8 protein-coding genes and 1 pseudogene are annotated in these 14,422 nt (G+C 65.4%); 2 read left to right on the forward strand and 7 right to left on the reverse strand.

Annotation, left to right across the window (positions count from 1 at the left end; all coding sequences use genetic code 11):
• Positions 1-24 precede the first annotated feature (24 nt).
• The 4 genes and pseudogenes from ACVIGB_RS08490 to ACVIGB_RS08505 form a co-directional block, all read right to left on the reverse strand.
• Positions 25-3,129 (reverse strand): efflux RND transporter permease subunit, encoded by a 3,105-nt coding sequence (locus tag ACVIGB_RS08490; RefSeq protein WP_456723002.1) that lies wholly within the window; start codon positions 3,127-3,129, stop codon positions 25-27.
• Positions 3,126-6,254, reverse strand: coding sequence for an efflux RND transporter permease subunit (locus ACVIGB_RS08495; RefSeq protein ID WP_456749129.1), 3,129 nt, complete (start codon positions 6,252-6,254; stop codon positions 3,126-3,128). Before ACVIGB_RS08495 ends, ACVIGB_RS08490 begins: the two co-directional genes overlap by 4 nt.
• Before the next feature lie 48 nt (positions 6,255-6,302).
• Positions 6,303-7,754, reverse strand: a complete 1,452-nt coding sequence (locus ACVIGB_RS08500; protein WP_456723001.1) for an efflux RND transporter periplasmic adaptor subunit — start codon at positions 7,752-7,754, stop codon at positions 6,303-6,305.
• Positions 7,744-9,214: pseudogene (locus ACVIGB_RS08505) on the reverse strand (efflux transporter outer membrane subunit). The gene ACVIGB_RS08500 and the pseudogene ACVIGB_RS08505 overlap by 11 nt, the downstream one beginning before the upstream one ends.
• 214 nt (positions 9,215-9,428) lie before the next feature.
• Here ACVIGB_RS08505 and ACVIGB_RS08510 point away from each other — a divergent pair.
• Positions 9,429-9,626 (forward strand): hypothetical protein, encoded by a 198-nt coding sequence (locus tag ACVIGB_RS08510; RefSeq protein ID WP_456722999.1) that lies wholly within the window; start codon positions 9,429-9,431, stop codon positions 9,624-9,626.
• A gap of 206 nt (positions 9,627-9,832) precedes the next feature.
• A complete protein-coding gene (locus ACVIGB_RS08515) occupies positions 9,833-10,867 on the forward strand; it encodes a cysteine synthase A (protein WP_092114509.1) in 1,035 nt (344 codons plus the stop codon).
• A 63-nt stretch (positions 10,868-10,930) separates the two neighbouring features.
• Here ACVIGB_RS08515 and ACVIGB_RS08520 read toward each other — a convergent pair whose 3' ends face one another.
• The 3 genes from ACVIGB_RS08520 to ACVIGB_RS08530 are packed head-to-tail and all read right to left on the reverse strand — an operon-like array spanning position 10,931 to position 14,405.
• Entirely contained in the window at positions 10,931-11,671 is a 741-nt protein-coding gene (locus ACVIGB_RS08520) for an amino acid ABC transporter ATP-binding protein (RefSeq protein ID WP_029083902.1), read from the reverse strand.
• Positions 11,672-11,682: 11 nt separating this feature from the next.
• Positions 11,683-13,203, reverse strand: coding sequence for an amino acid ABC transporter permease (locus ACVIGB_RS08525; protein ID WP_456722998.1), 1,521 nt, complete (start codon positions 13,201-13,203; stop codon positions 11,683-11,685).
• Positions 13,200-14,405 carry an amino acid ABC transporter permease gene (locus ACVIGB_RS08530; protein WP_456722997.1) on the reverse strand — a complete coding sequence of 402 codons (1,206 nt, stop codon included), beginning with the start codon at positions 14,403-14,405 and terminating at the stop codon, positions 13,200-13,202. The genes ACVIGB_RS08525 and ACVIGB_RS08530 overlap by 4 nt, the downstream gene beginning before the upstream one ends.
• Between the last annotated feature and the right edge of the window lie 17 nt (positions 14,406-14,422).

Here is a 14,422-nt window from a genome sequence, read left to right on the forward strand (position 1 = left end):
GCGTGCGGAGCCGTTCAATCCAACCTATTCCGCTGGAGCGTGCACGCCTGACGGCGCCGGGCGCCGGCGCAACCGGTCGATCAGCAGATAGATCACCGGCGTGGTGTAGAGCGTCAGGATCTGCGACACGAACAGGCCGCCGATGATGGTGATGCCGAGCGGCCGCCGCAGCTCGGTGCCCGGGCCGGTCGCAATCACCAGCGGAATGCCGGCGAACAGCGCGGCCATGGTCGTCATCAGGATCGGGCGGAAGCGTGCCCGACAGGCCTCGAAGATCGCATCCCGTGACGACAGGCCCTGATGCCGCTCGGCCTCGAGCGCGAAGTCGACCATCATGATGCCGTTCTTCTTGACGATGCCGATCAGCAGGATGATGCCGACAAAGGCGATCACGGTCAGCGGCGTGTTGGTGACCTGCAACGCCAGCAAGGCGCCGAGTCCGGCCGACGGCAGTGTCGAGATGATCGTGATCGGATGCGCCAGGCTCTCATAGAGCACGCCGAGCACGATATACATCGCGACCAGCGCGCCGAGGATCAGCAGCGGCTGCCGCCCGCTGGTCTTGTTGAAGTCGCCGGCACTGCCATCGAAGCTGCCGCGAATGCCCTCGGGCATGTGCAGCTCGTCGACCGCCTGCTGGATGTTCGTGGTCGCGACCTCCAGCGGCACGTCCGGCAAAAGGTTGAACGACACCGTGGTCGAGGGGAATCCGCCGGAGTGATAGACCGCGAGCGCCGACAGTCCGCGCTGGTAGTGCACGAGCGCCGACAGCGGCACCTGGACGTCATTGGCGCCGGCGACATAGATGCGCTCGAGATTCGACGGGTCGCTCTGGAATTTCGGATCGATCTCGAGCACCACCACGTACTGGTTGCGCTGGGTGTAGATGTACGAGATCTGCCGCTGAGAGAACGCGTTGTTGAGCGCATTGTCGATGTCCTGCACCCGGACGCCGAGGCTGGAGGCGATCTTGCGGTCGATCACGAGGTTGAGCTGCAAGCCGCCGGGATCGCGGTCGGCGGAGACATCGGTGATGCCCTCCACGGTCTCCATGCGCTTGGCGACGAGCGGCGCCCATTTCTGCAACAGATCGAGATCGGTCGAGGCGAGCGTGTACTGGTAGTCGGAATCGCTCTGCCGGCCGCCGGTGCGGATGTCCTGGGCGGCGAACATGAACAGGCGGATGCCCGGCACCATGAACAGGTTGCGACGCAGCCGGTCGATCACCTGCGCGGTCGACATGCCCCCCCGCTCCTCCGGCGGCTTCAGGCTGATGAACATGGTGCCACGGTTGGAGGTCGCGCCGCCCGGGCCGCCGCCGGAGCCGACCGACGAGCCGATGCCGGCGACCGCGGGGTCGGCCATCACGATGTCGGCGAGCCGCTGCTGCAGACCGAGCATCGATTGGAACGAGATGTCGGCGGAAGCGCGGGTCGACCCGATCACGAAGCCGCTGTCGTCGGTCGGGAAATAGCCCTTCGGCGTCTTGACGTACAGCACCACCGTCAGCGCGACGGTGGCGAAGAACACCACCAAGGTCAGGAAGGGATAGCCGAGCACGATGCGCAGGGTCGACGTATAGAACGCCACGACCCGCGACAGCGTGCCCTCGATGACGCGGTCGTACCAGGTGGCGCGATCCGAGGTCGCCTCCCTGATGTAGTGCGCACAGATCATCGGCGTGATCGTCACCGACACCAGGGTCGACACGATGATGGCAAACGTCAGGGTCAGCGAGAACTCGCGCAGCAGGCGGCCGACGATCCCGTCCATGAAGATCAGCGGCGTGAAGGCCGCGATCAGCGACAGCGAGATCGACAGCACCGTGAAGCCGATCTGCTTGGCGCCCTCGACCGCCGCCGGATATGGCGCCATGCCCTGCTCGAGATTGCGGTACATGTTCTCGATCATCACGATGGCGTCGTCGACCACGAAGCCGACGGAGATCGCGAGCGCCATCAGCGACAGATTGTCGATCGAGAAGCCGGCAAGCCACATCCCGGCGCAGGTGCCGGCCAGCGCCAGCGGCACCGAGACGCCGGCGGCGATCGTCGGTACGATCCTGCGCAGGAACACGAACACCACCACCATGACCAGCATGGCGGTCGCGAGCAGCGTGAACTGCATGTCCTCGACGCTGGCGCGGATCGTTCCGGTGCGATCGACCAGGGTCGAGATCTCGACACCGGCCGGGATCCACTGCTTCAGTTCCGGCAGCATCCTGCGAACGCCGTCGACGGTATCGATGACGTTGGCGTCGCCCTGCTTGGTGATCTGGATCAGCACCGCCGGCTGCTTGTTGAACCAGGCGATCGAGCGCGAATTGCGAACGGAATCCTCGACCTCGGCAACGTCCGAGAGGCGGACGAAATTGCCGTTCGAACTCTTGATGACGATGTCGCGGAACTCGGTCGCGGTGCGCATCTGCTTGTTGATCGAAAGCGTCTCGCTCAGCCGGTCGCCATTGAGGATGCCGACGGGGCCCAGCGGATTGGCATTGATGATCGCAAGCCGGACGTCGTCGGTCGCGATCCCGGCATTGGCCAGCGACACCGGATTGAGCGCGATGCGCACCGCCGGCTGGTCGGCGCCGCTGACCGTCACCTCGCCGACCCCCGGCACCTGCGAAATGCGCTGCGCCAGCACGGTGTCGGCGACGTCGTACATCGCGCTGGTCGAGATCGTCTTCGAGGTCAGCGCCAGCACGAACACGGGTGCCGCGGCCGGATTGGCCTTGCGGAATTTCGGCAGCGACGGCAGGTCGCTCGGCAGATCGGCGAGCGAGGCATTGATCGCGGCCTGCACGTCGCGCGCGGCGCGGTCGATGTTGCGGCCGATCGAGAACTGCACCTGGATGCTGGTGGTGCCGAGCGAACTCGTCGAGGTGATCTGGTCGACGCCCGAAATGGTGCCGAGCTTGCGCTCCAGCGGTGCCGCGACAGTCGCAGCCATCACCGAGGGATCGGCGCCGGGCCGCGACGCCGACACCCGGATGGTCGGGAAGTCGACATTCGGGACCGACGACACCGGCAGAAACTCGTAGGCGACGATCCCGACCAGAAACAGCCCGATCGCCAGCAAGGTGGTGCCCACCGGCCGGCGGATGAAGGGCTCGGAGATCGAGATCACTGCATGCCCTCGGTGGCACCCGCGATCGGCGGGCCGCTGGGACCGGGCTCAGGCACGGCCCGCTCGATCCGGCGGTTGAGCCGGTCGAGCGCGAGATAGATCACCGGCGTGGTGTAGAGCGTCAGCAGCTGGCTCAGCAGCAGGCCGCCGATGATCGAGATGCCGAGCGGGAAGCGCAGCTCGGCGCCGGTGCCGCTTTCGATCGCGAGCGGCAGCGCGCCGAACAGCGCTGCCAGCGTCGTCATCATGATCGGCCGGAACCGCAACAGGCAGGCCTGCACGATCGCGTCATAGGACGACATGCCCTGATGCCGCTCGGCCTCCAGCGCGAAGTCGATCATCATGATCGCGTTCTTCTTGACGATGCCCATCAGCAGGATGATGCCGATCAGGCCGATCACCGAGAGGTCCTGCCCGCACAGCATCAAGGCCAGGATGGCGCCGACGCCGGCCGAGGGCAGCGTCGACAGGATCGTGATCGGATGGATGTAGCTCTCGTAGAGCACGCCGAGCACGATGTAGATCGTGATGATCGCCGCTAGGATCAGCCAGGGCTGTCCGGCCAGCGAGCGCGCGAATTCGGCGGCGTCGCCGGAATAGATGCCGACGATGCTGCCAGGCATGCCGATCCGGGTCTCGATCGCCTTTACCGCCTCGACCGCGTCGCCGAGCGCCTCGCCGGGCGCCAGGTTGAAGCTGAGCGAGACCGACGGGAATTGCGCCTGGTGCGAGATCGCAAGCGGCGCCGTGGTGCGGACCAGCGTCGCGACCGCCGACAGCGGCACCTGCGCCCCGTTGGCGCCGGGCAAATAGAGCTTGTCGAGGATCGAGGGATCGCGCTGATACATCGGCAACGCCTCGAGCACCACGCGGTATTGGTTGGCCTGGCCGTAGATCGTCGAGATCTGCCGCTGCGCGAAGGCGTCGTTCAACGTGTCGGTGACGCCTTGTAAGCTGACGCCGAGCTGGCCGGCGCGCTGGCGATTGATGTCGAGCGCCGCACGCAGACCGCCATCCTGCGCCTCCGACGAGACATCGCGGAAGATCGGGTCGCGCCGCATCTCGGCGACGAGCTTCTGCGACCATTGCGAGACCTCGGCGGCATCGGTCGCGGTCAGCGTGTACTGGTATTGCGAGCGGCTCGACTGGGTCGAGATCTGCACGTCCTGCACCGGCAGGAAGTAGACGGTCATGCCGGGGACCGTCGCTATCTTCTGCTTCAGCCGCTCGATCACCTTGACGACACCGTCGCGCCGCTGGTCGAGCGGCTTCAGCGTCATCACCAGGCGGCCGACATTGATGGTCGGATTGACCGAGCCGGCACCGATCACCGAGACCACGCCGACCACGTCGGGGTCAGCCTTGATGAGGTCGGAGACCGCGCTCTGGCGGCGCTGCATCTCGGCAAACGAGACGTCGGGGCCGGCCTCGGTCACCGCCGTGATCGAGGACGTGTCCTGTAGCGGCAGGAAGCCCTTCGGCGCCAGCACATACATGATGAGCGTCAGCGCGATGGTCGCGAATGTCACCAGCAGCGTCGCGCGCTGCCGCTGCAGCACCCAGAGCAGCGTGCGATGGTAGAACTCCACCATACGGTCGATGAAGCGGCTGACCGCGGCAAGGCCCGGGACCGCCATCTCCTCATGGATGTTCTTGAGCAGCCGCGAGCACATCATCGGCGTCAGCGTCAGCGAGACGATCGCGGAGGTCACGACCGCAATCGTCAGGGTCAGCGCGAATTCGCGGAACATGCGGCCGACCAGGCCGGACATGAACAACAGCGGAATGAACACCGCGATCAGCGACACCGTCAGCGAGATCACGGTGAAGCCGATTTCGCTGGCGCCCTTCAGCGAGGCCTCCATCACGGTCTCGCCGCCTTCCATGTGGCGAACGATGTTCTCGATCATCACGATGGCGTCGTCGACCACGAAACCGGTTCCGATGGTCAGCGCCATCAGCGACAGATTGTCGAGGCTGAAGCCGGCGAAATACATGACGCCGAAGCTCGTGATCAGCGACAGCGGTAGGGCGACGCCGGCGATCAGGGTCGCGCGCAGCGACCGCAGGAACAACAGCACCACCAGCGTCACCAGCACCACGCTCAGGATCAGCGTGAACTGCACGTCGTGGACCGAAGCGCGGATCGTCACGGTGCGGTCGGAGACCACGGTCAGCTTGACGCCGGCCGGGACTGCCCGCTGCAGCCGCGGGATTTCGCCGCGGATCTGCTTGACGACATCGATGACGTTGGCGCCGGGCTGGCGCTGGATATCGATGATGACGGCCGGCGTGCCCTGGTACCAGCCGCCGGTGCGATCGTTCTCGAGCCCGTCGACGATCTGCGCAACGTCGCCGATCGTGACCGGCGAACCGTTGCGATAGGCGATGATGATCGGCCGGTAGGCATCGGCGGCGGCGATCTGGTCGTTGGCGGCGATGGTGTAGGATTGCTGGGCGCCGTCGAGCGAGCCCTTCGGCCCCGACACGTTGGCGCCGGCGATCGCGTTGCGCAGATCCTCCATCGCGATGCCATAGGCCGCAAGCCGCGCCAGGTCGGCCTGCACGCGCACCGCGGGCTTCAATCCGCCGAGGATCGAGACCCGGCCGACGCCGGAAATCTGGCTCAGGCGCTGTCCGAGGATGGTATCGGCAAGATCGCTCATCGCCCGCAGCGAGATCGTGTCCGAGGTTAGCGCCAGGGTCATGACCGGCGCGTCCGCCGGATTCACCTTGGCGTAGACAGGCGGGTACGGCAGCGTCTTCGGCAGAATGCCGGCGGCGGCATTGATCGCGGCCTGGACCTCCTGGGTGGCACCGTCGATGTCGCGGTTGAGGTCGAACTGCAGCGAGATCTGGCTGACGCCGAACGAGCTGGTCGAGTTCATCGACGACAGCGACGGAATCTGCCCGAGCTGCCGCTCCAGCGGCGCCGTGATCAGCGAGGCCACCACGTCGGGGCTCGCGCCCGGCAGTTGCGTCGTCACCTGTACGGTCGGGAAGTCGACCTGCGGCAGCGCCGAGACCGGCAATGCCCAATAGCCCAGCGCGCCGCCGATCATCAGGGCGATGCCGAGCAGCGAGGTGGCGATCGGCCGGCGGATGAACGGTTCGGAGACGCTCATGGTTGCGTGCTCGCTGTCAGGTCGGACATTACGAGGTCAGGATGTCGGTCATGGCTGCGCCTTCGGCGCGCCGCCCGACTGTTCGCCCCCTGCCGCCGGCGCGGGCGCCGGTCCGGTCTGCCCCTTCTGATCGCCCTCGCTGTGGTCGCGCCGGCCGCGATGCTCGCCGCCCTGCCCGTCCTGCTTGGCGTCCTTGCCCTGATCCTTGCTCTGGCCCTCGCCTTGCGCCCCGCGCTTGCCGTCCGGAGTACGACCGCGCTTGCGCGGCGCAAGATCGGCGGCCGGCGGCCCGTCGTCCTTGCCGACCACGACCTTGGAGCCATCAGCGAGATTGGCAAAGCCCGTCGTCACGACGCGGTCCGACGTGGTCAAGCCGCTGGCGATGACGGCTTCATGCTCGTTCTGCTGCGTGACCGTGACCGGCTTGGCGGTGACAGTGCTGTCCTCGCCGATGACGTAACTGAACGTGCCGGCGGGACCGCGCTGCACCGCCGAGGTCGGCACCACGATCGCCTGCGGCAGGGTCTCGACCTTGAGCCGGACATTGACGAACTGGCCGGGCCAGAGCTGGTAGCTGGCATTCGGCAGTTCGGCCTTCAGCTTCAGCGTGCCGGTGGTCGGATCGACCTGGTTATCGATGCCGGTCAGCTTGCCGGTATCGATCACGGTGACGCCGTCATTGCCGAACACGTCGACCGCGAGCTGGCCCTTTGCCGCCGCGGCGTTGACCCGCATGATCTGCTGCTGCGGCAGGCTGAACCACACCGCGATCGGTTGCAGCTGGGTCAGGATCACGAGCCCGGTGGTGTCTGAGGCGTGGATGATGTTGCCCTGGTCGACCTGGCGCAGGCCGGCGCGGCCGGAGATCGGCGCGACGATCTTGGTGTAGCTCAGGGTCGCGCCCGTATTGTCGATGGCGGCCTGGTCGGCCTTGATCAGCGCCTCCTGCTGCGCCACCAGCGCACGCTGCGTGTCAGCCTGCTGCTTGGAGCCGGCATTGCTGGCGGCCAGCTGCTCATAGCGGGTAAGGTCGAGCTTCTGGTTGGTGAGCAGCGCGACGTCCTGCGCCTTCTTGGCGACGGCCTGGTCGTGCTGCGCCTGATAGATCGCAGGATCGATCTCGCCGAGCACGTCGTCCTTCTTGACGTCCTGGCCCTCGACGAAGTTCACCTTGAGCAGCTTGCCATCGACCTGCGAGCGCACCGTGACGGTGTTGAGCGCCTTTACCGAGCCGACGCCGTCGAGATAGACCGGCACGTCATGCACCTGCGGCGTGGCCGCAAGCACCGGCACCGGCAGATCGGGCCGCGCGCCCGCGCCGCGCCCGCCGCCTCCATTTTGCTTGGGCTGGAAAGCGAGCCAACCGAGATAGCCGAGCCCGCCGAGGATCACGAGTGTGATGAGCAGCGACACCATGCGTCCAAGCAGGCGCGAGACCAGGTTCCGCTTGCGTGGGGCTGAGCTTTTCTCGTCGTCCCTCGAGTCGGGCTTAAAGAGCATCGACCGGTCTTTCCATCTTCGGTTCCCAGCCGCCCCCCAAGGCCTGATACAGGCTCACGATCGCCAATAGCCGGGCCAGCTGGGCCTGGGAATAAGCGTCTTCCGCCTGGAACAGGGTCAGCTGCGTATTTAGCACAGTTACGATGTCGGCGGTGCCGGGCCTTGAGCTGCTGCTCGGCCAGGTCGAAGGCGCGCCGCGACGACGACAGCACGTCGCGCTGCAGCTGCAGGCGCCGCGTGGTCTCGCGGATCGCGACCAGCGCGTTGTCGACATCGGTGAACGACTGCACGACCGTCTTGCGATAGGTCTGCAACAGCTCATCCTGCCGCGCCTTCGCATTCTCGAAATTGCCGAGGATCCGGCCGCCGTCGAAGATCGGCTGGGTCATGCCGCCGACCAGGTTGAAGAAGGCCGCATGCGGCTGGAACAGCGAGACCAGCGCCTGGCTCTGATAGCCGCCTGTCCCGGTCAGCTGGATGCTCGGGAAGAACTGCGCCCGCGCGCTGCCGACATTGGCGGTGGCGGATGCGAGCTGCGCCTCCTGCCTGCGGATATCGGGACGCTGGGTGAGCAATTCGGAGGGCAGGCCCGGCGTGACGCGCGGAATCGCGACTGAATTGAGCGAGCCGCCGGCGAGGCGCACGCTCTCCGGCGGCCGCGACACCAGCACCGCGAGTGCGTTGATGTTCTGGTCGAGCGTCTGCCGCAGCGGCGGCACCAGCGCGCGCTGGTTGGCCAGCACGCTCTCCTGCTGCGCGACATCGAGATCGGAGCCGGTGCCGGCCTTGAAGCGATCCCGGATCGCATTGAGGATGCGCTCGGCGCTGGCGATATTGCGCTGTGCGGTGCGCAGCCGGTCCTGTGCGGCGAGCACCGTGAAATAGGCATTGGCGACGCTCGCCAGCGTGGTCAGCGCCACCACCTCGCGGTCGAACCGGTTGGCGACGGCGGTCTCCTCCGCCGCCTGCGCGGCGTCGCGATTCTGGCCCCAGAAGTCGAGCTGGTAGCTCGCGCTGAGCGAGGCGCTATAGTTCACCACCTCGCGCCCGCCGTTGGTGAGACCGCTGGCGCTGGAGCCGGACGTGCGCGAATAGGTTTCAGACCCGTTGAGATTGACAGTCGGCAGCAGCGCCGCACCGGCCTGCCGCGCCAGCGCGTCGGCCTGGCGGAAGCGCGCCACGGCCGCGGCGATGTCGAGGTTGACGGTCTGCGCCTCCTCCATCAGCTGCGTCAGCTCCTTGGAGCGGAAGCCTCGCCACCAATCGAGCGTCGGAAGCGCGTCGCTCGGCCGGCCCAGACGCGCCGCCTTGTAGCCCTGCGGCACGTCGAGCGCGGGATCGGGGATGTCCTGGGTCAGAATGCAGCCGGCCGAGCCCGCGACCAGGCCGAGCGCGACAAGCGATCGTCCCGCGAGCCGTCGCATGCGGACGGCGAGGCCGAACCGGCCTCCAGGCGCCATCACGGACGCGGGCTGGGTCACACCCATTCTCCGCCAAAACCAGACTTCGCCCGTGGCGCACGAATGACGCAGTCAGCAATGGTCTGGGTGACGTGCACGGGGGTAATGCTTCCAATGGAACTTGGCTATCCCATCCTACCCTTGGGACGATAGGGCGGACAGCCCTGTCACGATTGCGCGACGTCGCATCACAAGCGATTCGCGGCTACCCGGAATGCCGACTTTTCCCTATTTTTACGGCATTTCCGCGCGCTTCAGACCGGCGCCGGAAGGCGTCATTCTTACAAAGATTTCATGGGGATTTCTCGGCCCTGTTGCTCCGAATCCGCAACATGCGCCGGAGCGACAACGGATCTCGCCGCGCCAGGCGACGCCTCGTCAGGCCTTGACTTGCTCGATCGCGCGCAACTGACGCAAAAGCGCCGGCCGCAGAACGATTCTGCCAGACGACCAGCCCGCTGCAAAACAGCCTCCTCCGCGATGCCCATGTGGTGCGCGCCAGTCGGGTTCGGCGTGGTGAACCCGCCATTTGCCGCAGTGCGAAAGCCCTTCCCTTTTTCGATCAGCACACTAGGTTCGCCGCAAGCAAGACACAGACCGGCAAAGAAATTCCCCGACATGGCATTCAACAAAGACGTCATTGAAGCGATCGGCAACACCCCCCTCATCAAGCTGAAGCGCGCATCCGAACTGACCGGCTGCACCATTCTCGGCAAGGCCGAATTCATGAATCCCGGCCAATCCGTGAAGGATCGCGCCGGCAAGGGGATGATCCTGGAGGCCGAAAAGCGCGGCGATCTGAAGCCCGGCGGGCTCGTGGTCGAATCGACCGCGGGCAATACCGGCATCGGACTTGCGGTCGTAGCCAGTGCGCGGGGCTACCGCACCCTGATCGTCATTCCGGAGACGCAGAGCCAGGAAAAGAAGGACATGTTGCGCCTGTGCGGGGCCGAGCTCGTCGAGGCACCGGCGCTGCCCTACTCCAACCCGAACAACTATCAGCATCTCGGCAGGCGTCTCGCCGAGCAGCTGCGCAAGACCGAGCCGAACGGCGTGCTGTTCGCCGACCAGTGGAACAACCTCGACAATCCCAAGGCGCATTACGACTCGACCGGACCGGAAATCTGGCAGCAGACCAACGGCAAGGTGGATGGCTTCATCTGCTCGGTCGGCACCGGCGGCACGCTCGCCGGCATCAGCCGCTATTTGAAGGAAAAGAACAAGGACATCGTCACCGCTTGTGCCGATCCGCACGGCTTCGCGATGTACGAGCTGTTCAAGAACGGCCAGGTCAAATCGACGCCGGGTGACTCGATCACCGAAGGCATCGGCCTCGGACGCAAGACACCGGTGATCGAGACAGCGAACGTCGACGATGCGTTCCTGGTCTCCGACGAGGAAGCCGTGACCATCATCTACGAACTGCTGGAGCACGAAGGCCTGTGCCTCGGCGGTTCGACCGGCGTCAACATCGCGGGCGCGATCCAGCTCGCCAAGCAGCTCGGTCCCGGCAAGACCATCGTCACCATTCTCTGCGACTCCGGCAACCGCTATCAGTCCAAGCTGTTCAACCCGGCCTTCATGCGTTCGAAGAATCTGCCGGTCCCGGAATGGCTGGAAAAGCGCAGCAAGATCGAGCTGCCGTTCGTGTAGGCAGCGAACAGCGAATGGTGGATGGCGAATAGTGACAAGCTCTATTCGCTACTCCCTACTCGCTCATCTCAATATCTGGCTCAGGAACAGCTTCGACCGCGCATGCTGCGGGTTGGCGAAGAATTCCTGCGGCGTGTTCGACTCGATGATCTGACCGGCGTCCATGAACACGACGCGGTTGGCGACCTCGCGGGCAAAGCCCATCTCGTGGGTCACGACCAGCATGGTCATGCCTTCCCTGGCGAGATCGACCATGGTGTCGAGCACCTCCTTGACCATTTCCGGGTCGAGCGCCGACGTCGGCTCATCGAATAGCATCACCTTCGGGTTCATGGTCAGCGCGCGGGCGATCGCGACGCGCTGCTGCTGACCGCCCGACATCTGGCCGGGAAACTTGTTGGCCTGATGCGGGATCTTGACCCGCTCGAGGAACTTCATCGCGGCCGCCTCGGCATCCTTCTTCGGAATGTTGCGCACCCAGATCGGCGCCAGCGTGCAATTGTCGAGCACGGTGAGATGCGGGAACAGGTTGAAGCTCTGAAACACCATGCCGACCTCGCGCCGCACCTCGTCGACCCGGCGCAGGTTCGGGCCGAGCTCGATGCCGTCGACCACGATCTCGCCCTCCTGGAATTCCTCCAGCGCGTTGATGCAGCGGATCAGGGTCGACTTGCCCGAGCCGGACGGGCCGCAGATCACGATACGCTCGCCCTTGCCGACCTCAAGGTTGATGTCGCGCAACACGTGGAAGTCGCCGTACCATTTGTTGAGCGTGGAGATGTTGACGATCGGGGTTGTGGACATGATGACCTTGTTCAGTGGCGGCGGTGAGCGTTGAGCCGATGTTCGACGAACAGCGAGTAGCGCGACATTCCGAAGCAGAACACGAAATAGATCATTCCCGCAAAGGCGAAGCCGGTAAAGGCCGTCGTCGGCGTCGACCAGTTCGGGTCGGAGAACGATGCCCGCAGGGAACCCAACAGATCGAACAGCGCCACGATCGACACCAGCGAGGTATCCTTGAACAGCGAGATGAAGCTGTTGACGATGCCGGGAATGACGTAGCGCAGCGCCTGCGGCAGCACGATCAGCGACGTCGTCTTCCACCAAGACAGGCCGAGCGCCGATGCGGCCTCCGCCTGCCCGCGCGCCACCGCAGCTAACCCGCCCCTGATCACCTCGGCCATATAGGCGCCGGTAAAGATCGCCACACCGATCAGGGCACGCAACAGGCCGTCGACGGCGAAATTGCCCGGCACGAACAGCGGCAGCATGTAGGTCGCGAAGAACAGCACCGTGATCAGCGGCACGCCGCGCCAGAATTCGATGAAGGCGATCGAGAAGATCCGGATCAGCGGGATGCTCGAGCGACGGCCGAGCGCGAGCGCAATCCCGATCGGCATCGAGGCAACGATGCCGGTGATCGCGATCACCAGCGTCACCAGGAGCCCACCCCACAGTCGCGTGTCGACGATGGGAAAGCCGCCGCGATCGAGCCCCATCAGCTTGATGCCGACGGCTATCCCGGCAAACGTCAGCAGGCTGCCGATCAGCGCTCTGCGCCCGGTCCGCATGCCGCCTCCGAGTACGAACAGCACGGCGGAGACGATCACGGCGGTGACCAGGAAATCGCCCCAGACCGGCAGCGACGAGAGCTGCAACTGGTCACGCAGCCAGGTCAGCGGAAAGATCAGCCAATGGATCAGAAAGCCGACCAGGACGAGCAGCTTGCCCAGTACCCATGGCAGCGGGGCGATCGCCGAACTCTTGCTGAGATTGACCAAGAGATCGCCGGCGCCGCCAACGCTCTGCTCGAACAGCTGCAACACGCCGGCGGTCCAGCTCACGCCGAAGCCCGCGACGCCGCCGCCATGCAGCAGGAAGAACGCCACCACGGGAAACGCGAAGAAGAACAGGCCGGAGTTGATGCCCTTGGCCGGCAGGCGCGGCATCAGCAGCGGCAGCAACAGCGCGGCGCCGAGCCCATAGGTCAGATTGACCCGCCAGCGCTGCGCTTCCGGATAGAAGCCATAGATCAGCTGCGTCAGCTTGGCCTCAATATAGGGCCAGCAGGCGCCGACCTCGTGCCCCGCCTTTTCGGCGAGGCAAGCGGTGCGATCCTTGCCGGCCCAGACCGCATCGACCAGCAGGAACTTGATCGTCGGGACAACGATGTACCAGGCCAGCAATAGCCCGAGGATCGTGAGCAGGATGTTGCCCGGCGAATTCAGCAGCCGCGTTCGTACGAAGCCGATGAAGCCTGTGGTCTTGGCCGGCGCCGCACGCTCGGCGACCAGATCCTGCCGGACAAAGGACGAGCCGGACAGATCCGTCATGCCGCCATGCTCCGGTTGATGCGCCAGCCATAGACGCTCATCAGCGCGCTCGTCGCGAGCGAGAGCAGCAGGTAGACGCCCATCGTCATGGCGATGATCTCGATCGCCTGCCCGGTCTGGCTTACCGCGGTGCCGGCGAACACCGAGACCAGATCCGGATAGCCGATCGCCACTGCCAGCGACGAATTCTTGGTGAGATTGAGGTACTGGCTGGTCAGCGGCGGCACGATGACCCGCATCGCCTGCGGCACCACGATCAGCCGCAGCGTCGCGGCGCGGCTGAGGCCGAGCGAAGAGCCCGCCTCCATCTGTCCCTTGTGCACCGACATGACGCCGGCGCGGACGATCTCGGCGATGAAGGCCGCCGTGTAGGTCGACAACGCGACCGTCAGCGCAACGAATTCGGGAATGACCCGCGCGCCGCCGGCGAAGTTGAAGCCTTTCAGCTGCGGCAGCTCGAACTTCAACGGCCAACCGAAGATCAGCATCGAGACCAGCGGCAGTCCGACCAGGCAACCCAGCACATAGGGCCAGATCCGGATCATCTGCCCGCGCTGGAACAGGGCGCGCCGGGCGTGGTGCCGCAAGCCCAGCGCCACGACGATGCCGACCGCGAGCGCGGCGAGGAACGGATAGAGCCCCGGCTCGCTGACCGGCTGCGGCACGATCAGGCCCCGATTGTTGAGGAAGAACGTACCGAAGATCGAGACGCTCTGCCGCGGAGCCGGCAGCGCCGCGAGCACAGCGAGGTACCAGAACAGGATCTGGAACAAGACCGGCAAGTTCCTGACGATCTCGACATAGATGCCGCCGATCCGCGACAGCAGCCAGTTCGGCGACAACCGGCACAGCGCCACGACGAAGCCGATCACGGTGGCAAAGACAATGCCGATCACCGAGACCAGGATCGTGTTCAACAAGCCGACGAAGAACACCCGCCAGTAGATGTCGGAATTGTTGTAGGCGATCAGGCTCTGATTGACGTCAAAGCCCGCATTGTAATTGAGGAAGCCGAAGCCCGACGCAATGTGCTGGGTCTCCAGGTTCGTCCGCGCATTCGCCACGATCTCGTAGGCGATCCAGGCCAGGACCGCGGCGAAGGCAATCTGGGCGGCCAATCCGTTCCAGCCGGTCTTGCCGCCAAGCGCACGCTTCAGCCTGAGGGCAAATTGCAGCGGTGGTTTGCGGGGCGCGATACTCATCGCGGCAGCCGTTGGCC

Source organism: Bradyrhizobium sp. USDA 4341, assembly GCF_054063755.1.